The organism is Streptomyces sp. HB132 (assembly GCF_016909575.1).
Lineage (GTDB): Bacteria > Actinomycetota > Actinomycetes > Streptomycetales > Streptomycetaceae > Streptomyces.
Window position 1 is genome coordinate 307,081 of sequence record NZ_JAFBGA010000001.1, and the last position, 19,623, is coordinate 326,703.

Genomic DNA, 19,623 nt, shown 5'->3' on the forward strand with positions numbered 1-19,623 from the left:
CTGGCTCCTCACGGGTGGGACAGGCCGGCGGAGATGCGGGCCAGCTGGTCCAGACGCTGTTCGAGGGTCGGGTGGGAGGAGAGCAGCCGGCCCAGGCTCTCCTTGGAGGCGAAGGCGGGCACGAAGTAGAAGGCGTTGTACGGTTCCGCCTTCCGCAGGTCCTCCGTCGGGATCCGGGCCATCTGCCCGCTCACCTTGGTGAGGGCGGAGGCGAGCGCCGAGGGGCGGCCGGTGAGCAGTGCGGCCGTGCGGTCGGCGGAGAGCTCGCGGTAGCGGGAGAGCAGCCGGGTCAGCAGGAAGCTGAGGGCGTACACGACCGCGCTGATCAGCGGGATGAGCATGATGATGATGCCCGCCGGGTCGTTGCCCCGGCTGTTGCGGGCGAAGCCGCCCCACAGGGCGACCCGGGTGACGACTCCGGCGAGGACCCCGAGGAACGACGCGATCGTCATCACCGCGACATCGCGGTGCGCGACGTGCGACATCTCGTGCGCCAGGACGCCTTCGAGCTCCTCGGGCTCCAGTCTGCGCAGCAGCCCGGTCGTGGCGCAGACCAGGGCGGTCTTCTCGCTGCGGCCGGTCGCGAAGGCGTTCGGCACGTCGCTGCGCGCGATGGCCACCCGGGGTTTGGGCATGTCGGCGAGGGCGCAGATCCGGTCGATCGCCCCGTGCAGCTCAGGTGCCTGCTGCGGGGTGACCTCCCGGGCGCCCATGCCGTACGCCGCGATGCGGTCGCTGAACCAGAACTGGGCGACGAACATCCCGCCCGCCAGGATCAGGATGATGGGCCAGGCGCCGCGCAGGACGGCCAGCAGTACGCCCACCAGGACCACGTACAGCAGGCCGATGAAGAACATCGTGCTCACCATGCGGGTGGTCAGACCGCGGTCGGGGGCGTAGCGGGAACGGGTTCGTGCCATGGGTGCCTCCAGTGGCTCACCTGACTCCCATAGTGCCCCTTTCATGCAAAAGACGTATAAGGACCTGTTCAGGGCCAGAGGAGCTCGCGGGTCCAACCCGCGCCGTCCCGGCGGTAGCGCAGCCGCACGTGCCTGCGGCGGTCGTCGCCCTGGAAGAACTCCACCTCCTGCGGCTCGACCGCATACCGCGTCCAGGTCTCCGCCTCGGCGTCCGGCTCCGCCTGCGCGCGCAGCCAGGCCGCCTCGGAGGCCCGTACGAGGTCTTCCCGCGAGGGCAGCACGTCGCTCTGTGATCCGGTCAGCGCGGCGGCCAGCGCACCGGTGGACCTGACCCGTAGATCGGCCCGGCTCTCCTCACGGCTCGCCGCGACCGCCGTACCCCGTACGCGCACCTGGCGGCCCTGGGCGGGCCAGTAGAAGCCGAGCGCCGCGTCCGGGCGCGCCGCGAGCTGGCGGCCCTTCGCGCTGGTCGCGTGCGTGGCGAAGTGCCAGCCGTGCTCGTCCGCGTCGTGCAGCGTCAGCGTGCGCACATCGGGCCGGCCGTCGGGGTCCGCGGTCGCCAGGGTCATGGTGTGCGGCTCGGCCTGCCCGGCCGCCACCGCCTCGGCGAACCAGGTGTGGAAGAGGGGGAGGGGAGCGGCGGGTGCGCCGGACGGGTCGAAGCCGGGGAGGGGCACGTCCCAGACGCGCTGCGCGCGGAGCAGGTCGCGGAAGTCGTTCTGTGCATCGCTCATGGGTCCATTCCACAGCGTCGCGGGCCGGTGCGGGAACGCCGACGGCGGACCACAGGGGTGGTCCGCCGTCGGTGAGACAGGACGCGGGGGGCCGCGGAGGGTTGCGGCGTCCGGTGTGTGCGGGGGAGTCCTGGCCGGCGCCTACCTGACCGGCTTCTTGCCGGTGATGCCCAGATGAACCAACAGGGCGAGGTTCGGGCGGAGTTCGGCCTGCTTCACACCCCAGGTGGTGAAGCCCTTCTGGTGCGAGGCGACTCCCGCCAGCATCACGACGAGGGATCCGGCCACCGCGCCGGGGTTGACGTCCTTGTCCACCCTGCCCTTGGACTGGAGCTCCTTGACCGCGTCCGTCAGGGAGTTGGTGACCGAGTTCAGGACCTTCATGCGGATCTTGTAGAACCGCTTGTCGCCCTCGGCCGCGCCGAGGTCCACGACGCGGAGGATCGCGTCGTGGCGGCGCCAGAAGTCGAGGAACCCCTCGACCAGTTCTTCGGAGGCCTGCCAGCCGGCCTTGCCGACCCAGGAACGCCCGCCGACCAGTTCGGTCAGGCCGGTTCCTTCCTTTGCCATTTCCTCGGCGAGTTCGAGAACGGCGCCCTCGACGTCGGGGAAATACTGGTAGAAAGTCGCGGGTGAAGTCCCCGCCTTGCGGGCCACGTCGATGACTTTGACGTCCCGGTACGGCGAGGAGCTGAGCATCTCGCTGAGGCAGTCGAGCAGCTTCTGCCGCGTCGCCTGACCGCGCCGACCAGCCACGCGGCCGTCGACGGTGCGCACTTGTCCTGTCATGCCGTCAGCTTACCGAGGGGTGATCCGAGCGCGATCTGACCGACTGCAAATGGGGAACGCTCCAGTCAGGACGGGGTGAACAGCGCAATTCCCCGTGGCGGGGTGAGGCCATTTTCGCGCGGGCGTGAACAATTCGCGGAATTGCTCTTCCGGCCGCTTCCGGCCGCTTCCGGCCGCTTCGGGCCGTCTCGGACGCGTTCCGGAGTGATGTTGTTATCAACAGCCTGTGGATAACTTCGGTGGACAACTTCCGTCCACACGGGTCACCGGACCTTCACGATTCGGGCAAAGGTTCCATTCGGGCCGTCGGGGCGCGCCGCGGGGCCCCCGGCGCTACGTTGAGTGTGACGGGCGTCACGGTCGCCGTCGCCGCGGTCCACAGCGCTCCACAGCTCGCCGCCGCGGAGCGCCGGGGGTGTCACCGCGACCTCGCCGCGACCTCACGCGACCTTCACCGCGACGGAAGGACCCGGGCCATGGCCGCATTCGCGCAGTCCGCGCCGTGCTGGGTGGACGTGCAGCTCTCCGACCTGGAGGCGGGCAAGCGCTTCTACGGCGGGCTCTTCGGGTGGACCTTCCACGCCGGGGACGGCATGCCCTTCGCCGACGCGTACAGCGAAGGCGAACTCGTCGCCGCGCTGGCCGCCAAGAAGGACGGCCGCATGCCCACGACCTGGGGCGTCTACTTCTCCACCGACGACATCCTCGCCACCGTGGCCCTGGTCCGTAAGGCGGGCGGACAGGTGATCACCGATCCGGTGCGGGCCGCAGGGGCCGGGGTCCTGGCGCAGGCGGCGGACCCCGGGGGTGCGGTCTTCGGCCTGTGGCAGGCGGGTGAGCGCGCCGGTTTCGAGAAGGCGAACGCGCCGGGAGCCTTCTGCTGGACCGAGGTCCACACCCGGCAGCCGGAGCGCGTGGACGCCTTCTACGAGGAGGTCTTCGGCTTCCGGGGGACCGATGTCGAACTGCCCGGCGACGACGGGACGGCGGAGCCGTTCCGGATCTGGTCGCCCGCCGGGGCCGAGCCGGGTGAGGACACGGCGATCGGCGGGCGCGCGGTCATCACGGACGCGTTCCCCGAGATGCTGCCCAGCTACTTCCTCACCTACTTCGCCGTCGCCGACTGCGACCGCGCGGCCGAGGCCGCCGTACGCCTCGGTGGCCGGATCACGGCCCCGCCCCTCGACATCCCGTACGGGCGGATGGCGGTCCTCCAGGACGACCAGGGTGCGGCTTTCGCCGTACTCCAGCCGGCCGAACTGCTTTCCTAGTCTTCCCGTCCCTTCCCGGCAGGTGTCCTGAAAGGGATGGAGTGCCACACAACACCCCGACTCGCCCCCGGGTTCGCAACCGGGGCCCGGGACAGGAAGAATCAAGGGTGCGCACCGCCAAGTGGTGCCCAGTGGTGAGACGCTGCACAGGGCGGGATTTCGCGGGCTTCTGTTCCTGAGGTCCGTACGGGGAGGTGGCAGGCAAGTGGAGCAGCTGACGCAGCATGACCCGAGGCGGATCGGCCCGTTCGAGGTGCTGGGACGGCTCGGGGCCGGCGGCATGGGGCTGGTCTATCTGGCGAGGTCGGCGTCGGGCCGGCGGGTGGCGATCAAGACGGTCCGTACGGAACTGGCCGAGGACCAGCTGTTCCGGGTCCGCTTCACACGGGAGGTGGAGGCCGCTCGCGCGGTCAGCGGTTTCTACACCGCCGCCGTGGTCGACGCCGACCCGAGGGCGGCCGTGCCCTGGCTGGCCACCGCCTACGTGCCCGCTCCCTCCCTCGAGGAGATAGTGAGTGAGTGCGGTCCGATGCCGACGCAGGCCGTGCGCTGGCTGGCCGCCGGGATCGCGGAGGCCCTGCAGTCGATCCACGGGGCGGGCCTCGTCCACCGCGACCTGAAGCCGTCCAACGTCCTGGTGGTCGAGGACGGCCCGCGGGTGATCGACTTCGGCATCGCGTCCGGCGTCTCCAACACCCGGCTGACCATGACGAACGTGGCGGTGGGCACGCCCGCTTACATGTCTCCGGAGCAGGCCCGCGACTCGCGCAGCGTGACGGGCGCCAGCGATGTGTTCTCGCTCGGGTCGACCCTCGTCTTCGCTGCGACGGGCCACGCCCCCTTCCACGGGGCGAATCCCGTCGAGACCGTGTTCATGCTGCTGCGGGAGGGCCCCGACACCGAGGGGCTCCCCGACGACCTGCGGCCGCTCATCGAGTCCTGCATGCAGATGGACGCGACCCGGCGGCCCAGCCCGGCCGACCTGCAGTCCCAGCTGGCCCCGCACCTGTTCGCCTCGGGCAGCGACGACAGCGGCACGGCGTCGGCCTGGCTGCCGACCGTCGCTACCGCGATGATCGAGCAGCGCCGGGGAGGCGGCCGCACCGTCGCCGTCGCGCCGGCCCCCGTGGCCGTGCCGCCGCCTCCGCAGCGGCCTCCGCCGGGTGCCGACTGGGGTGGGGCGTGGCGCAGCGGCGGCGACCTGCGGACAGCACCGGCCCCCGCCCCGGTCTCGGCGCCCGCCCCCGACGGCGGTCCCGTACGGCTGGGCGGTGCCCAGGTGCCGATCGGCCCGGGACCGCGCCCCGTGGACGTACGCGGCCCCGCCGCCGCGCACGCGGACCCGGCCACCGGCTGGGTGCGCCCGCCCGCCGGGCACACCTCCGCCGCTCCGGCGGCTCCGCCGCCCGCCCCCGCGCCCGCCCCCGCGCCGGCCCCCGACGCGGCGCCGGAGCGCTGGCGTCCGTGGCGTTTCCGCATGTCGAACGACGTGTGGGGCACGCCCGTCGTGGTCGGCGACCTGCTGTACGTGACGTCCTTCGAGGTCCACGCCCTGGACGTGGGCAACGGGAGACGCCAGTTCAAGACCCGCGACGTGGCCTGGTCGATGGCCGTCGACGGCGGCCGGATCCACGCCTCGGACGGTCCGTCCCTGTACGCGTTGGACGCGGCGACCGGCACCGAGCGGTGGCGGCTCCAGACGGACGCCTGGGTGTACTCCCTCAAGGCCGACCGCGGCACCGTCCTGACCGGGACGCGAGGCGGCGGCGTACAGGCGTGGGAGGCGTCCAGCGGCGAGAAACTGTGGGAGACCACCGGAGCCCAGACGGACTTCGAGACGCCGGAGGCCGGGCCCGTCATCCACGACGGCACGGTCTACCTCTGGCAGGACGCCCGGCTGCGGGCCGTCGACGCGCGCACCGGTACGGAGCGCTGGTCGTACCCCGTGGGCGACGCCGCGTCCTGCGGCGGGGTCCCGGTCCGCCTGACGCCCGCGTCCGACGGCTCCGTGTACGTCGCCGCGGGGACGCGGGTGCTGGCCGTGGACACGGCCTCGGGCCGGGTGCGCTGGCACTTCGAGTCACCGGCGGTCTTCCTCTCCCCGCCCGCCTTCGCGCCGGGTCCCGCGGTCACGGGCGGCGGGGTGTACCTCGCCGACTACCTCGGCACCGTGTACGCCCTGGACGCCTCCACCGGCAAGGACCGCTGGCGGATCGCGACGGAGGCCCGGCAGTCCGTCGAACCCGCGCTGGTCACGGGGGGCAACGTGCACGTCGGAAGCGGCAGCGCGCTCTACACCCTGGACGCGGTGACCGGTACGCCGAAGTGGCGCTTCGCCGCGGGCGGCGAGGTGGTCGGCGCACCCGTGGTCGCGGACGGCAGAGTCCACTTCGGGTCGGCCGACCACGTGCTCTACACCCTGGACGCGGCAGGCGGGCAGCTCCGCTGGAAGCTGGCCACAGGCGGTGAGATCACGGGTTCCCCGGTGGTGCAGGGGGGTGTCGTGTACGCCTGCAGCAAGGACCGCTGCGTGTACGCGCTGGACGCGCTGAAGGGCACCGGGACGGGCAACAGGGCCCGCGCCTGAGGCCTCAGGGGTGGGGCGGGTGATACCGGTCCCGGTCCTGCCGGTCGCCCTCGACGGGGTACTGGACCGGGTACTGGGCGGTGTCCTCGTCGGAGGGCGAAGCCCGGTGCCGGCCGGGCCCGGTGTACGGATCCGCCTCGGGCTCCGGCCCCGGCGACGTCTGCGCGGCGGGCCCCGGCTCCTGCGTCGGCGGCCAGGTGTCGGGGTGGTCGTCCGGCGGCACCGGATAGGGCTCGGCGGCCTGCCGCCGCCGCGTCCCCCTGCGCCCCGACATCACGAGCGCGCCCAGCAGGAGCAGCACACCGCCGGCCAGGGCCTGCGCCACGCCCCAGCGGAGGCCGGAGCCGGCGCCGTCGACCGTCAGGCTTCCCGCGGCCTGCCCCTGGCGGACCATCCACAGCACGGTGAAGCCGAGGACGACCAGCCCCGCGAGGGCCACCACCCAGCGTGACCGCAGCACGACCCCCACGATCGTCACCAGGGCGGCGAAGAGGAACGGCAGCAGGACCGAGCCCATGACGGACGACGAGACCCCGGTGATGCCGCCGAACAGGTCCTGGACGCGGTAGTCCCGCCCGAGGCGGTCGGCGTACCAGCTGTGGAAGGGGCTCTGCACGGCGGCCGCCGCTCCCACGAGGGCGACGACGGAGCCGAGGACATTGCGGATCATCGACAGCCTCCCGGGCCATGGCGCACGGCTGTGCGCACCGCTCCCCGGCTCGACGCTACGCCCGGCCGATCGTCCCTGCCATCGGAGACCATGACAAGATCGTGACAGGGTCATGACTGCCCCATGGGTGAGTGGCGGGAATGCTGTGAGTAGCGTTGTCGCGCGGCCGTGCGACGGCCGGAGTAGCCGACTACAGCTAGGGGGGCTGCATCGATGGTGCGGCGACGGATGAGGTTCGCGGCGGTTCTGGTCGTGGTGGTGCTCGCGCTCACCGGATTCTCCACGTCCAGTCACGGTGGCAAGAGCGGGAAGAGCCGCAGCAGTGGCGGTTCGAGTGGCGGTGGCTGCTCCAACTCGAAGAAGAGCAACAGCGGCTACCGCGACTACGACGACGACGATTACGGCGACAGCTCGTCGGGTTCGTCAGGCGGTTCCACGTACTCCACCCCGACGCCCGGCTCCACGGCGTCGGACGCCCCCGACATCCGCGTCGTGCGCTGTGCCCAGCCCAAGAAGGGCAAGCGCAGGGCGACGACCTCGTCGACGGTCGAGATCCGCTCGACGGCCGGCCGCACGAACACGTACGACGTGGACGTGACGTTCCTTGACGGCGCGGGCCGGACCGTCGACACGGGCGAGGCCACGGTCTCCCTGGAACAGGACGAGACCAGGATGCTGACGATCAGGATGGACAGCCCGCGCCTGGTCTCCAAGGTGAAGCGCTGCCGGGTCACGGCGGAGGGGCGTTCCTGACGCCGCTCGGCGCACACGGAGCAGGGCCCGAGCCGAACGGCTCGGGCCCTGCTCCGTGTGCGCCGACATGCGGTGGCCGCGACGGCTCCCCCTCCGCGCCGCCGCGGCCGCCTCCCCCGTGCGAATACGGTCTACTTGGGGCTCGGAGCCGACGCGTGGTTGTCCAGCGTCGTGATCTCTCCACCGGAGGCGTGGTTGTCCAGGGTGGTGATGCCGCCGCCCGAGGCGTGGTTGTCCTGCGTGGTGACGTCCGTGCCGGCGTCGGACGCGTGGTTGTCCTGCGGCTTGAGGAGGTCGTCCTTGGCCTTCTTCGCTTCGCTCATCGTCAGCTCCCGTTCGTCGTTCCATGCAAAGGTCGGCGATGTCCGCCCGGCAATTCCCCCGTGGATCGCCGGGCGGGCATCTCAGGGCCGCTCACCCTAGTGGGACGGCCGTACCCTCGATCCGTCTGCCCCCCGACGCGACGGCTCGATGGATTACAGACTGACGCCCGGCGATAAACGAACGATGAACGCAGCGGCTGCGGCTACGCAGCAGCCACGGGTGTCAGCAACAGGCGTGCTTCCTCCGCCTCGGGTACGTCCAACTGCTCGTAGATCGCGAGTGCTTCGAGCCAGCATGCCCTTGCGCGGTCGGGCTGGCCGATACTGTCGAGCGCCCTGCCCAGAACGGTCAGCACAGTGCCGCGGCGCCACTCGCCGCCGATGCCCCGGAGTGCGATCGCCTGTTCCGCGTGGGCGGCCGCCAGGGTGGGGCGAAACGCGGCGAGGTGAGCCTCCGCCAGCCGGAAATGCGTGACGCCTTCCCACAACGGCTGCCGGTTGTCATGGAAGAGCGCCAGCGCCTCGGTGAGCTGCTTCAAGGCCTCGGGCAGTCGGCCCGCTCGGGTCAGGGCGATGCCGAGGGCGTAACGGCCGTTCGCCAAGCGGAGACTGAGACCCATCCGGTCATAGATGTCGATGCCCTGCTGTGCGAGCTCTATCGCACTGGGAATGCGGCCGAGGGAGACGTGGATCCGGGAGAGGTTGCACAGGGCGCTCGCCTGGCCGACGTAGTTGCTGTCGGCCCGGAAGTTCTCGATGGCCTGGAGCAGATACCGCTCCCCCTCCTCGTGCCGCCCCTGATAGATGGCGATCACACCCCGGTCGTTGGGCGCCCAGCAGTTGGGAACCGGGTCCTCGGCGGAACGCGCGAGCTGCATGGCTCGCTGGGCCTCGGCGTCGGCCTCGTCGAAACGGCCCGCCACGATGAGGACGTTGGTGATGGTGGTCCGGGCCCGGCCCTCGGCGTGTGCGTCACCGTAGGCCTGGGCGGCGTCCCGTGTCGTCAGGGCCGCCGACTCGTAACTCTTCGAGTTCGCTCCCGACTCCGCCAGGTCCTTCGCGGCCCACAAGAGGTCGACCGCTCGGCGAAGCATGCTGTGGCCCGTCGACTGCCGCGCGCATGCCAGGAGGCAGTTCGCCTCGGAGTAGAGCCAGTCCAGAGCGGAATGGCGGTCCTCGAAAGTGAGCCCCGGATACCGCGTCGGCTCCAGGTGAGCGACCAGCCGGTCTCCCGGCCGCTCCAGCGCGTACACCCCCGCCGCCGTCGCCAGGTAGAAGTCCAGCAGCCGCGACAGCGCCAGCTCCCTTCCGACCGGCGGCTGTTCGTCGCGTTCGGCGCACGCACGCGCGTAGAGGCGTACCAGGTCGTGGTAGCGGTAGCGGCCCGGGGCTGCCGATTCCAGGAGGCTGGTGTCCACGAGGGACTCCAGGAGGTCCTCCGCCGTGTGGGGGTCCAGATTCAGCAGCGCGGCCGCCGCGGCGAGGGAGATGTCGGGGCCGTCCGCCAGGCCCAGGAGGCGGAAGGCGCGGGCCTGGGCCAGTTCTAGCTGTCCGTAGCCGAGCTCGAAGGTGGCCTTCACCGCGAGGTCACCGGCCTGGAGTTCGTCGAGGCGGCGGCGCTCGTCGGCGAGCTTCGCGGCCAGCACCGAGACCGTCCAGGTGCGGCGGGAGGCCAGCCGGGAGGCCGCGATGCGGATGGCCAGCGGAAGGAAGCCGCACGCGGCCACCACGTCCAGGGCCGCCTCGCGCTCCGCGAGGACGCGCTCGTCGCCGACGATGCGGGTGAAGAGCTGCAGGGCCTCCTCGGGGGACATCACGTCCAGGTCCACCAGGTGCGCTCCGGCCAGGTCGACCATGCGGACACGGCTGGTGACCAGCGCCGCACAACCTTCGGTGCCGGGGAGCAGCGGCCGGATCTGGGCCGCGTCATGGGCGTTGTCGAGCAGGACCAGGATGCGGCGGCCGTCGAGAGTGGAGCGGTAGAGAGCGGCCCGCTCGTCCAGGGAGTCCGGGATCGCGGAGTCGGCGGTGCCCAGTGCGCGCAGGAACGCGCCGAGTACGGTGTCGGGTTCGGCGGCCCTGCCCCCCGCGCCCTGGAGGTCGACGTACAGCTGGCCGTCCGGGAAGTGCGGGCGTGCCTGGTGGGCGACGTGGACGGCGAGGGTGGTCTTGCCGACGCCGCCGATGCCGGCCAGTGCGGAGACCGCCATGACGGAGCCCTCTGCGCTCGCGAGCCGGTCACCCAGCTCGCGTACGAACGCGGCCCGGCCCGTGAAGTCCGGGACCGTGGCGGGGAGCTGGGCCGGGCGGACCGGGGCGGCGGCGGGGGCCGGATCGTCGGCCGGGCGGGCCAGCTCCTCGTCCGCCCGGAGGATCCGCTGCTGGAGCTGGGACAGTTCGGGGCGGGGGTCGACGCCCAGTTCCTCGGCGAGCAGCCGACGGGTGTCGGCGTACACCGCGAGCGCCTCGGCCTGGCGGCCGCTGCGGTACAGGGCCACCATCAGCAGTTCGCGCAGGCGCTCGCGCAGGGGCTGTGCGGCGGTGAGCGCGGTCAGTTCGGAGACCGCCTCCGCGTGGCAGCCGACCTCCAGGTCCAGGTCGAGACGGGTCTCGGTGAGCTGGAGGCGCCATTCCTCCAGGCTGGTGCGCTGGTTCTCGGCGTACGGGCCGGGGAGGGAGGCGAGGGCCTCGCCGTCCCAGAGGCCGAGCAGCTTGTTGATCAGCGTGCGGGCCTGGCAGCGGTCGCCGCCGCCGCGCGCCTTCTCCGCCTCGGACGCGAGGTCCTGGGCGAGCGTCAGGTCCAGGGCCTCACGGGGGACCCGGACGGCGTATCCGCCGGCCTCGCTGACCAGGGTGTCCTGGCCCAGGGTCTTGCGGAGCCGGGACGCGTACGTCCGTACCGTCGCCAGCGCCTGGGACGGGGGGTCGTCGCCCCAGAGGGCGTCGATGAGTTCGGCTGCGGTGGCCGTGCGGCCGTCGCGCAGGAGCAGCGCGGCGAGCAGGGCGCGTTGCTGCGGAGAACCCGACGGCAGGGCCTCGCTGCCGCGCCAGGCGCGTACGGGGCCGAGCACGGTGAACCGCAGCTCGGTGCCGGCCGCCCGTTCCCGCGGCACGCGTTGCTCCGGAACGCGCACGCCGGGTCCGTTGTCGCGGTCCATGATGCCCCCTGTCCTGCTTGCCCCGCCGGTACCGCTGTTCCCGCTCTGCTCCGTACCGCTGGTATCGCGGTCAACAGTCTGCCTTGTTCCGGGCGGGCTCGTCAGTATCGGGTGCGCTCTGCACAGGCCCTCGACACGATCGGGGACGAGGGCCCGTACGGAGGGTGACGTCAGGTCAGCCGACGGGAATTGCCGCGCCCTTCTCGAACAGGCAGGAGCCCCGCTCCCCCGCCGAAGCGGGGGAGCGGGGCTCCTTGGGTACTGCTCACTCGGCCGCGATCGGCCGACCCGGGCAACTAGGCCGGGGTGACGTTCTCAGCCTGCGGACCCTTGGGTCCCTGAGTGACGTCGAAGTTCACGACCTGGTTCTCCTCGAGGGAGCGGAACCCGGACGCGTTGATCGCGGAGTAGTGGACGAAGACATCCGGGCCGCCGCCGTCCTGGGCGATGAAGCCGAAGCCCTTTTCAGCGTTGAACCACTTGACGGTTCCGGTAGCCATAAGCCCTCCTTGGGCCAAAGGGTTGCCCTGCTCCAGAACCTGCAAACAAGTCTGAAAACTACAAAAGCCTGCGGGTTACATGCTCCGCAGGCTCTGTACTGCAAGGGAAACCAAACTGCAACTTGCGGGCGAGCCTAGCACGCAGTCTGCGGGGAGCGGTAGAGGGAAAGATCACTTCACCCGGATGTTTGACCGGGCCCCCTGAGAGGTGACGGACAAGGCCTTCGCGGAGCGGTCCGGGTGCCCCGATGGCGGCTGCCGGAAGCGACAGGTCTAGCCTCGCGATGTGGACAATTCAACCGTCTCTCCCGTAGAAGGCGACGACCGTCGCAGCAGGCCGCGCGTCGGCCACATCCAGTTCCTGAACTGCCTCCCCCTCTACTGGGGCCTGGCACGGACCGGGACGCTGCTCGACCTCGAGCTCTCGAAGGACACCCCTGAAAGACTCAGTGAGCAGCTGGTCAGGGGGGACCTCGACATCGGTCCCGTCACCCTGGTGGAGTTCCTGCGCAACGCCGACGACCTGGTCGCCCTCCCCGACATCGCGGTCGGCTGCGACGGCCCCGTCATGTCGTGCGTGATCGTGTCCCAGCTTCCCCTGGACCAGCTGGACGGGGCCCGGGTGGCCCTCGGCTCGACCTCGCGCACCTCCGTACGGCTGGCCCAGCTGCTGCTCGCCGAGCGGTACGGCGTCGCGCCCGACTACTACACCTGCCCGCCGGACCTCGGCCTGATGATGCAGGAGGCCGACGCGGCCGTCCTCATCGGTGACGCCGCGCTGCGGGCGAACCTTCACGACGCCCCCCGGCTCGGACTGCAGGTCCACGACCTGGGCGAGATGTGGAAGGAGTGGACCGGGCTGCCGTTCGTGTTCGCGGTCTGGGCGGTGCGCAAGGACTACCTGGCCTCGCACCCCGACTACGTGGAGAAGGTCCACGAGGCGTTCCTGGCCTCCCGCGACCTCTCGCTGGAAGAGGTCGCCAAGGTCGCGGAGCAGGCGGCGCGCTGGGAGTCGTTCGACGCCGAGGTGCTGGAGCGCTACTTCACCACCCTGGACTTCCGCTTCGGCCCGGACCAACTGGCGGGCGTGCGCGAGTTCGCCCGGCGGACCGGTCCGACGACCGGCTTCCCGGCGGACGTGAAGGTGGAACTGCTCGGCGGCTGACGCCTCGGGCGGCGCCCTCGGACGACACGGGAATGGTGCGGAAAGAAGATGAATCCCGTACCTTCCCGGGTCTTCCCCGGCGGCCCGCCTTTCTCCCTGACGCGTGGTTCCGGCATTCCGTTCCCGTGAATGGGGGCGAATGTCCGGAGTTCCCTCGCGGAGCCCCTCCGGCCGGAAGCCCGCACCAATAGCGGAAGTCCTCCGGAACGCCTTCCGGTCTACCTCCGGCGAAGCGGATCGGTGCGGAAGAACGACGTATTCGCGCCTTTCCGTGTGGCGAAATCCCTGCTTCGTGCCCATAGGGGCGATATCGGCGCAAGGGGTCTCCGTGACCCCGTGGCCGGGGCGGCCTAGGCTGCCGTCCGAGTCCCGGGGCCCACAGGGGGAGACCGCATGCAGCCGCTGGAAGCCGGCGAACCGCACACCATCGGCGCCTACCGACTGCTCGGCAGACTCGGTGCGGGCGGGATGGGCCGGGTCTATCTGGGCCGCAGCGCGGGCGGACGTACCGTCGCGGTCAAGGTCGTGCACCCCCACTTCGCCCTCGACGAGCAGTTCCGCGCGCGGTTCCGGCGCGAGGTGGACGCCGCGTGGCGCCTCGGCGCGCAGTGGACGGCCCCCGTCCTGGACGCCGACCCCGACGCGGCCGTGCCGTGGGTGGCGACCGGCTACGTCGCCGGGCCACCGCTCTCCGACGCCGTCACCCGTCACGGCCCGCTGCCCGAGTACGCCGTACGGGCCCTGGGGGCCGGACTCGGCGAGGCCCTCGACGCCGTGCACGCGCACGGCCTCATCCACCGGGACGTGAAGCCGTCCAACGTCCTGCTCGCCCTCGACGGGCCGAGACTGATCGACTTCGGCATCGCCCGGGCGCTCGGCGCCACCGTCTCCCTCACCTCCACCGGTGTCTCCGTCGGCTCGCCCGGCTACATGGCGCCGGAGCAGATCCGCGGCCTGGACATCTCCGGCGCGGCCGACGTCTTCTCCCTGGGGGCGGTCCTGGCGTACGCCGCGACCGGCAGCGCCCCCTTCGTCGGCGACTCCTCCGCCGTACTCCTCTACAAGGTCGTGCACGAGGAGCCCGAACTCGGTGAACTGGAGGGCGGGCTCCGGGAGCTGGTGGCCGCGTGCCTCGACAAGGACCCCGCCGAACGGCCCGCCCCCGCCGAGCTCGCCCGCAGGCTGGCACCCGGCGGGGCCGCGGCGCTGATGTCGCCCGGCTGGCTGCCGGGCCCGCTGGTGCGTGAGGTCAGCAGGTCGGCGGTGGCCCTGCTGGACCTGGAACCGCAGGACGAGCCGGTGCGGTCGGGGCCGGTGCCCTTCAGCAACGCGTCCCTGGGGAGCGCGGCGCCCGGCGCCTTCGGGCCGCCGCCCCCGTCCGCCCCGCCGCGGACAGGCCCGGAGACGACGGGGGAGCGGGGCCCCGGCGCCCGGATCGCCCTCGCCGTGGACACCGGACCGCAGTCCGGCACACGCCGGGGGCGGCGGGTCAGCTGCACCGTCGCGCTGGCCGTCGCGGGCGCGCTCGCCGCGGTGACCGTCGGCGCCGCGACGCTGGGGGACATGTTCCCGGGCGGTGACAGCGACAGCGACAGCGGCCGCGGCAACGACGCCGCGCAGCCCCCGGCGGCCACGGCGTCGCGGCACCCGACGTCCGGCGCACCGGAGACCCCCGCGGGGTCCGCGCCCGTGAGCACGTTGCCCGAGGTGTTCGCCGGCACCTGGAAGGGCCCCACGACCGAGCGCAGCGGCGCACCGCACGGCACACTCACCGCCGTGTTCGTCGAGGGGAAGAAGGGGGAGGAGGTGGCCCGGCTGTCGTACAGGTTCGACGCGCTCGGAACGACCGTCGTCTGCAAGGGCATCGGAACCCTTTCCTCCGGCACGGCCACCGAGGTGAAGATCCGGGAGCGCGCCGACCCGGACGCCCGCACCGGCGCGATGTGCACCGGCGGCGAGGCCGACCTGGTCTTCACCCTCGCTCCCGACGGCACCCTGCGCTACGCGTCCCACGAGGAGGCCGCGGGCAAGCCGAAGGGCACACTCACCCGGTCCGGCGGCTGACCCCGGCAGGGGCTGGCGTAGGCTGGATCGGTCCGTCGATCCGCAGAGAAACCGCCGAAAGGTGACAGCCCGGTGACCGAGAAGGCCGACCTCCAGCCCGTCCTCGACCGCGCCGCCGAAGGCGGGCGGATCTCCCCGGAGGAGGCGCTCGACCTGTACAGGTCGGCACCGCTGCACGCGCTGGGGGCAGCGGCCGACGCCGTACGCCGCCGCCGCTACGCCGGTACGGAGCACATCGCGACGTACATCATCGAGCGCAACATCAACTACACCAACGTGTGCGTCACGGCCTGCAAGTTCTGCGCGTTCTACGCGGCGCCCAAGGACACGGCCAAGGGCTGGTCCCGCGACCTCGACGACATCCTGCGCCGCTGCGCGGAGACCGTCGAGCTGGGCGGCACCCAGATCATGTTCCAGGGCGGCCACCACCCGGACTACGGCGTCGAGTACTACGAGGAGCACTTCTCCGCGATCAAGAAGGCGTTCCCGCAGCTGGTCATCCACTCGCTGGGCGCCTCCGAGATCGAGCACATGGCCCGGATCTCCGGCGTCTCCGCGAAGGAGGCGATCGAGCGGATCCACGCGGCCGGTCTCGACTCCTTCGCCGGTGCCGGCGCCGAACTGCTGCCCGCCCGGCCGCGCACGGCGATCGCCCCGCTCAAGGAGTCCGGCGAGCGCTGGCTGGAGATCATGGAGATCGCCCACGGCCTCGGTGTCGAGTCCACCTCCACCATGCTGATGGGAACCGGCGAGACCAACGCCGAGCGCATCGAGCACCTGCGGATGATCCGCGACCTGCAGGACCGCACGGGCGGCTTCCGCGCGTTCATCCCGTACACCTACCAGCCGGAGAACAACAAGCTGAAGGGACAGACGCAGGCCACGCTCTTCGAGTACCTGCGGATGATCGCCATCGCCCGCCTGTTCCTCGACAACGTCGCCCACATCCAGGGCTCCTGGCTGACCACCGGCAAGGAGGTCGGTCAGCTCTCCCTCCACTACGGCGCGGACGACCTCGGCTCGATCATGCTGGAGGAGAACGTCGTCTCCTCGGCCGGCGCCAAGCACCGCTCGAACCGGCTCGAGATCATCGACCTGATCCGCAAGGCGGGGCGCGTCCCCGCCCAGCGCGCCACGACCTACGAGCACCTGGTCGTCCACGACGACCCGGCGAACGACCCGGTCGACGAGCGTGTGGTCTCGCACATCTCCTCCACGGCGATCGCAGGCGGCACCGCGCACCCGGAGCTGAAGCTCCTCGACGCCAACTGAGCCACCGGTGCTGACCGTTCACGCCGCGCCGCTGGTCCTTCCGGTCGGCGCGGCAGGCGTCGGCGGCGGCGCCGTCGCCGTGGACGGCGACCGGATCGTGGCCCTCGGGCCGTACGAACAGGTCGTGGACGCCCACCCGTCGGCCCGGGTCCGGCAGTGGCCGGGCGTCCTCACCCCGGGGCTGCGCCAGTGGGACGGCCTCCCGCTGCTGACCCGCTGCTACCACCCCGACCCGCGCGAGGCGGACGAACTCGGCGAAGAGCCCCTGGCCGGAGCCGAGTTCGAGCGCCTCGCCGGGCAGCTGGACGGGCCCCGCCGGGCCGGCAGCGTACGGCGCGGACTGCAGCGCATGCTGCGCCACGGCACCACGCATCTCGCGGTCGGCGCCGCCGAACCCGCCGTACGCACCGCCGTGCGCCGCGCGGGTCTGGCGGAGGTCCCGCCCGCCGGGGCCCCCGCGGGCGGGCCGAGCCTGGACCCCTTCGTGCGCGGACGCGACCTGCCGGGCTCCGTGTACGGCCCGCTCGCCGTCGGCGGCCGCGCGGACCTCGCGGTCTTCGACGTGCCGGACGAGGCGGCCCTGTGCGCGGCGGGGGCTGCGACCTGTGTGGCCACGGTGCTCGGTGGGCGGCTGGTGTACCGGCGGCGCTGAGCCCGCCATCAGGTGGCGTTCATCCGCCGGGGCCGCCTCCCGTGGCGTTTCGGGACGCCGGGACTGCCTCCCGTGGCTTCGAGGGCAGTGGTGCCGCCTTCCCGGGGAGTGTCAGGACCACGCGCCGCGGTTCCGGCTCCCCGGGAAGCCCCGGCGGTGTCCTCACGGCACGGACGGCCCTCCCAGGTAGCGGCCGTTCCCGTCGTACGGCCAGGCGTTGGACGTGCAGCCCTTCAGCCCCTTGATCTGCTGCATCATGGCGGGGGCCGGCTTGCCGGGGCCGGGGCAGGTCTCGTGGCCGTGGCCCAGCCAGTGGCCCACCTCGTGATTGATGATCAGCGCCCGGTACTCCGACGCGGGACCGTCGAACGTCGGTGAACCCAGCTGCCACCGGGCCAGGTTGACCATGACGTTCTCCCCGCCGCGGCAGTTCACCTCGCCCCGGGTGTTCAGCCCGTACTGCCCGCAGAGCCGGTCGGTGGTCTTCGGCGTCCCGATCCGGATCACCAGCCCGGCCGGTCCGTCGGCGACCTGGCGGAAGGTGCGGCTTCCGTTTTTGCCCCAGCCCCGCGGGTCGGCGAGTATCTCCGCGATGTCCTCCGCCGCGCTGTCCGGATCCACTCCGATGCCGTCCTCCACCTCGACGCGGTAGCGGCTGCCCCCGCCTTTGGACGAGACGCCCTCGCGCGCCACGGTGAAGACGCCGGGGCCCGAGGCCGGTACGGAGTCCGGGTCGACGGACTCCTCGTCCCGCGAGCCCTCTGGCGACTTCGAGGCCTTCTGGCTCGGCGACGGCTTCGGCGAAGCCGACGCCTCGGGTGTGACGGGGGCCGACGACGAGGGTGATCCCGTCCCCGGGGGCCGGGCCGGCTCACGGTCGGCCGCGAGCGCGGAGCCGTCGTCCTGCCACGGCGGGGCGACGTAGAGGAACGCCGCCGCGGCCACCGACGCGAACACGGCGCCGGCCAGGGCCGTCCGTCTTCGCCGCAGCTGTCTTCGGCGGGCCATGGCCCGCTTCCGGGAACGTGTGCGTAAGGCCCGCGATCCCGGGGCGGGCGCACCGGCCCGCCGTATTCGCTCTGTGTCTCCACTGTGCATGTTCCGGTAAGTATCCGTGGTCTCGATGTGGTCGTCCAGGTCGTTTGGATCATCCGGCCCGCACGCTGACCTGCTGCTCGAGCACCGGGTGCCGGTCCGCGTACCTCGCGAGACGTCCAGCAGTCCGCCCCCCCCGTATCCCGCCCAGGAGTTGCCGGGCGGACGCCGGTGCGGAAACCCCTTTCTCCTCTCCCGGTGAGACGCGGATCAGGGGGGTGCTGTTCCAGAAAGCCGAAGGCGATCGAAGGCCAGGGTGTCCCGCGGTCGTCCGGACGACGTGTACGCCACCGAGCGGGCGCATCCGGGCCCGAAGTCCGCAGCCGTCCCACGCCGCCGCGAGAGACGGGGAGCGGGGCTGCTTGAATGGGAGGGTGACCCGAGCATCCCTGGACAAGCAGCCGCACGAAGTCGCCTCGATGTTCGACGACGTGGCGGCGAACTACGACCTCACCAACGACGTGCTGTCGCTCGGACAGGCGCGGCTCTGGCGCAAGGAGGTCGCCCGGGCCGTCGACGCCCGACCGGCCCAGAAGATCCTCGACCTGGCGGCCGGGACCGCGACGTCCTCGCAGCCGTTCGCGCGGGCCGGTGCCTACGTGGTGCCCTGCGACTTCTCGATCGGGATGCTCCGGGTCGGCAAGGAACGCCACCCGTGGATGCCGTTCACCGCGGGCGACGGCACGAAGCTCCCGTTCAAGGACGAGACCTTCGACGCGGTCACCATCTCCTTCGGGCTCCGCAACATCCAGGACACCGGTGCCGCGCTCAGCGAGCTGTACCGGGTCACCAGGCGCGGTGGCCGTGTCGTGATCTGCGAGTTCTCCCAGCCGACGTGGGCGCCCTTCCGGACCGTCTACACCGAGTACCTGATGCGCGCGCTGCCGCCGGTCGCGCGGGCCGTGTCCTCCAACCCGGACGCCTACGTCTACCTCGCCGAGTCGATCCGCGCCTGGCCCGACCAGGCCGGCCTCGCGACGCTGCTGCAGAAGGCCGGCTGGTCGGACGTCGCCTGGCGCAACCTCACCGGCGGAGTGGTGGCACTCCACCGGGGCGTGCGCGCCTGACTCCGCGAGGGGCTCAGAGTTCCAGCCGGAAGCAGTACGCCTCCTGATCCGACACCGGACTCGTGTACGTCTCGGCCTGCCGCATGCCGAGACGTACGGCCACCGCCACCGACCGGGCGTTCCGCGTGTTGATCATCGCCACGACCTCCGGCACACCGAGCGCCCTCATCCGCTCCAGCGTGACGTGTGCGGCGGCGGTCGCGTAACCGTGCCCCCAGGAGGCCCTGCCCAGCCGCCAGCCGATCTCGACCTCGCCCACCGGGCCGAACGACGTGTGCGGCCAGGGCTGGGCGCCCGTGAAGCCGAGCACCGCGCCGGTGTCGTCGAGTACCGTCCACAGACAGTGGCCGAGCTCGGCGTCGTGTCGGCGCTGCCGGGCGGTCAACTCCTCGTACACGGAGTACTCCGCCCTGCGGCCGCCGTGGAACTCCATGACCTCCGGATCGTCGAACACCCGGTACCAGGCCAGGGCGTCCTCGTCGGTGGGGACGCGCAGATGTACGGACGGGGTCGAGCCAGGTGCGTGCGTCATCGGGGAGCCCTTCGGGAGGTTGATCAGCAGGCACCCATAGACTGCACGCGACATGTGCCGCGCGGCACGCG

At 71.9% G+C, this 19,623-nt stretch carries 17 protein-coding genes; 8 read left to right on the forward strand and 9 right to left on the reverse strand.

Annotated features, from left to right (window positions below; all coding sequences use genetic code 11):
• Positions 1 to 8: 8 nt before the first annotated feature.
• From htpX to JOC24_RS01570, 3 genes are all read right to left on the reverse strand, one after another.
• The gene (gene htpX / locus JOC24_RS01560) at positions 9 to 920 is read right to left on the reverse strand and encodes a zinc metalloprotease HtpX (RefSeq protein WP_205018263.1); all 912 of its coding nucleotides are present in this window, start codon (positions 918 to 920) and stop codon (positions 9 to 11) included.
• Between the two features lie 68 nt (positions 921 to 988).
• A complete protein-coding gene (locus tag JOC24_RS01565; protein WP_205018264.1) occupies positions 989 to 1,654 on the reverse strand; it encodes a pyridoxine/pyridoxamine 5'-phosphate oxidase in 666 nt (221 codons plus the stop codon).
• A gap of 141 nt (positions 1,655 to 1,795) precedes the next feature.
• Entirely contained in the window at positions 1,796 to 2,443 is a 648-nt protein-coding gene (locus tag JOC24_RS01570; RefSeq protein ID WP_205018265.1) for a TetR family transcriptional regulator, read from the reverse strand.
• 476 nt (positions 2,444 to 2,919) lie between these two features.
• Between JOC24_RS01570 and JOC24_RS01575 the strand changes: the two genes are divergently transcribed.
• Positions 2,920 to 3,714, forward strand: coding sequence for a VOC family protein (locus tag JOC24_RS01575; protein WP_205018266.1), 795 nt, complete (start codon positions 2,920 to 2,922; stop codon positions 3,712 to 3,714).
• Positions 3,715 to 3,919: 205 nt separating this feature from the next.
• Positions 3,920 to 6,301, forward strand: a complete 2,382-nt coding sequence (locus JOC24_RS01580; protein WP_205018267.1) for an outer membrane protein assembly factor BamB family protein — start codon at positions 3,920 to 3,922, stop codon at positions 6,299 to 6,301.
• 4 nt (positions 6,302 to 6,305) lie between these two features.
• Here JOC24_RS01580 and JOC24_RS01585 read toward each other — a convergent pair whose 3' ends face one another.
• On the reverse strand, positions 6,306 to 6,971 hold the full coding sequence (locus JOC24_RS01585) for a hypothetical protein (protein WP_205018268.1): 666 nt from the start codon (positions 6,969 to 6,971) through the stop codon (positions 6,306 to 6,308).
• A gap of 213 nt (positions 6,972 to 7,184) precedes the next feature.
• On the opposite strand from JOC24_RS01585, the gene JOC24_RS01590 reads away from it, so the two are divergent.
• Positions 7,185 to 7,724: a hypothetical protein gene (locus JOC24_RS01590; protein ID WP_205018269.1), complete on the forward strand. Its 540-nt coding sequence runs from the start codon at positions 7,185 to 7,187 to the stop codon at positions 7,722 to 7,724.
• Positions 7,725 to 7,855: 131 nt separating this feature from the next.
• Here JOC24_RS01590 and JOC24_RS01595 read toward each other — a convergent pair whose 3' ends face one another.
• The 3 genes from JOC24_RS01595 to JOC24_RS01605 form a co-directional block, all read right to left on the reverse strand.
• Positions 7,856 to 8,047, reverse strand: coding sequence for a sigma-like protein (locus tag JOC24_RS01595; protein ID WP_205018270.1), 192 nt, complete (start codon positions 8,045 to 8,047; stop codon positions 7,856 to 7,858).
• A gap of 203 nt (positions 8,048 to 8,250) precedes the next feature.
• Complete coding sequence (locus JOC24_RS01600) at positions 8,251 to 11,205, reverse strand: AfsR/SARP family transcriptional regulator (protein ID WP_205018271.1); 2,955 nt, start codon at positions 11,203 to 11,205, stop codon at positions 8,251 to 8,253.
• 296 nt (positions 11,206 to 11,501) lie between these two features.
• Entirely contained in the window at positions 11,502 to 11,705 is a 204-nt protein-coding gene (locus JOC24_RS01605) for a cold-shock protein (protein WP_003967102.1), read from the reverse strand.
• A 286-nt stretch (positions 11,706 to 11,991) separates the two neighbouring features.
• Here JOC24_RS01605 and JOC24_RS01610 point away from each other — a divergent pair, with 286 nt between their 5' ends.
• The 4 genes from JOC24_RS01610 (at position 11,992) to JOC24_RS01625 (ending at position 16,858) form a co-directional block, all read left to right on the forward strand.
• Positions 11,992 to 12,870 carry a menaquinone biosynthetic enzyme MqnA/MqnD family protein gene (locus JOC24_RS01610; RefSeq protein ID WP_205018272.1) on the forward strand — a complete coding sequence of 293 codons (879 nt, stop codon included), beginning with the start codon at positions 11,992 to 11,994 and terminating at the stop codon, positions 12,868 to 12,870.
• A gap of 393 nt (positions 12,871 to 13,263) precedes the next feature.
• Positions 13,264 to 14,934 (forward strand): serine/threonine-protein kinase, encoded by a 1,671-nt coding sequence (locus tag JOC24_RS01615; protein ID WP_205018273.1) that lies wholly within the window; start codon positions 13,264 to 13,266, stop codon positions 14,932 to 14,934.
• Between the two features lie 72 nt (positions 14,935 to 15,006).
• The gene (gene mqnC / locus JOC24_RS01620; RefSeq protein ID WP_205018274.1) at positions 15,007 to 16,206 is read left to right on the forward strand and encodes a cyclic dehypoxanthinyl futalosine synthase; all 1,200 of its coding nucleotides are present in this window, start codon (positions 15,007 to 15,009) and stop codon (positions 16,204 to 16,206) included.
• 7 nt (positions 16,207 to 16,213) lie between these two features.
• The gene (locus tag JOC24_RS01625) at positions 16,214 to 16,858 is read left to right on the forward strand and encodes an imidazolonepropionase-like domain-containing protein (RefSeq protein WP_205018275.1); all 645 of its coding nucleotides are present in this window, start codon (positions 16,214 to 16,216) and stop codon (positions 16,856 to 16,858) included.
• 162 nt (positions 16,859 to 17,020) lie between these two features.
• Here JOC24_RS01625 and JOC24_RS01630 read toward each other — a convergent pair whose 3' ends face one another.
• Positions 17,021 to 17,866 carry a DUF3152 domain-containing protein gene (locus tag JOC24_RS01630; RefSeq protein ID WP_374104467.1) on the reverse strand — a complete coding sequence of 282 codons (846 nt, stop codon included), beginning with the start codon at positions 17,864 to 17,866 and terminating at the stop codon, positions 17,021 to 17,023.
• Positions 17,867 to 18,327: 461 nt separating this feature from the next.
• Here JOC24_RS01630 and JOC24_RS01635 point away from each other — a divergent pair, with 461 nt between their 5' ends.
• Positions 18,328 to 19,020, forward strand: coding sequence for a demethylmenaquinone methyltransferase (locus tag JOC24_RS01635; RefSeq protein WP_205018277.1), 693 nt, complete (start codon positions 18,328 to 18,330; stop codon positions 19,018 to 19,020).
• 13 nt (positions 19,021 to 19,033) lie between these two features.
• Here the strand turns inward: JOC24_RS01635 and JOC24_RS01640 are convergent, their stop codons facing one another.
• A complete protein-coding gene (locus JOC24_RS01640) occupies positions 19,034 to 19,552 on the reverse strand; it encodes a GNAT family N-acetyltransferase (RefSeq protein ID WP_205018278.1) in 519 nt (172 codons plus the stop codon).
• Between the last annotated feature and the right edge of the window lie 71 nt (positions 19,553 to 19,623).

What these genes read in the sequence shown, in the direction of transcription:
- htpX (WP_205018263.1), bottom strand. Translation starts at nt 920, where the DNA reads ATGGCACGAACCCGTTCCCGCTACGCCCCCGACCGCGGTCTGACCACC.
- JOC24_RS01605 (WP_003967102.1), bottom strand. Translation starts at nt 11,705, where the DNA reads ATGGCTACCGGAACCGTCAAGTGGTTCAACGCTGAAAAGGGCTTCGGC.
- JOC24_RS01600 (WP_205018271.1), bottom strand. Translation starts at nt 11,205, where the DNA reads ATGGACCGCGACAACGGACCCGGCGTGCGCGTTCCGGAGCAACGCGTG.
- JOC24_RS01575 (WP_205018266.1), top strand. Translation starts at nt 2,920, where the DNA reads ATGGCCGCATTCGCGCAGTCCGCGCCGTGCTGGGTGGACGTGCAGCTC.
- JOC24_RS01590 (WP_205018269.1), top strand. Translation starts at nt 7,185, where the DNA reads ATGGTGCGGCGACGGATGAGGTTCGCGGCGGTTCTGGTCGTGGTGGTG.
- JOC24_RS01640 (WP_205018278.1), bottom strand. Translation starts at nt 19,552, where the DNA reads ATGACGCACGCACCTGGCTCGACCCCGTCCGTACATCTGCGCGTCCCC.
- JOC24_RS01595 (WP_205018270.1), bottom strand. Translation starts at nt 8,047, where the DNA reads ATGAGCGAAGCGAAGAAGGCCAAGGACGACCTCCTCAAGCCGCAGGAC.
- JOC24_RS01570 (WP_205018265.1), bottom strand. Translation starts at nt 2,443, where the DNA reads ATGACAGGACAAGTGCGCACCGTCGACGGCCGCGTGGCTGGTCGGCGC.
- JOC24_RS01585 (WP_205018268.1), bottom strand. Translation starts at nt 6,971, where the DNA reads ATGATCCGCAATGTCCTCGGCTCCGTCGTCGCCCTCGTGGGAGCGGCG.
- JOC24_RS01630 (WP_374104467.1), bottom strand. Translation starts at nt 17,866, where the DNA reads ATGGCCCGCCGAAGACAGCTGCGGCGAAGACGGACGGCCCTGGCCGGC.
- JOC24_RS01615 (WP_205018273.1), top strand. Translation starts at nt 13,264, where the DNA reads ATGCAGCCGCTGGAAGCCGGCGAACCGCACACCATCGGCGCCTACCGA.
- JOC24_RS01565 (WP_205018264.1), bottom strand. Translation starts at nt 1,654, where the DNA reads ATGAGCGATGCACAGAACGACTTCCGCGACCTGCTCCGCGCGCAGCGC.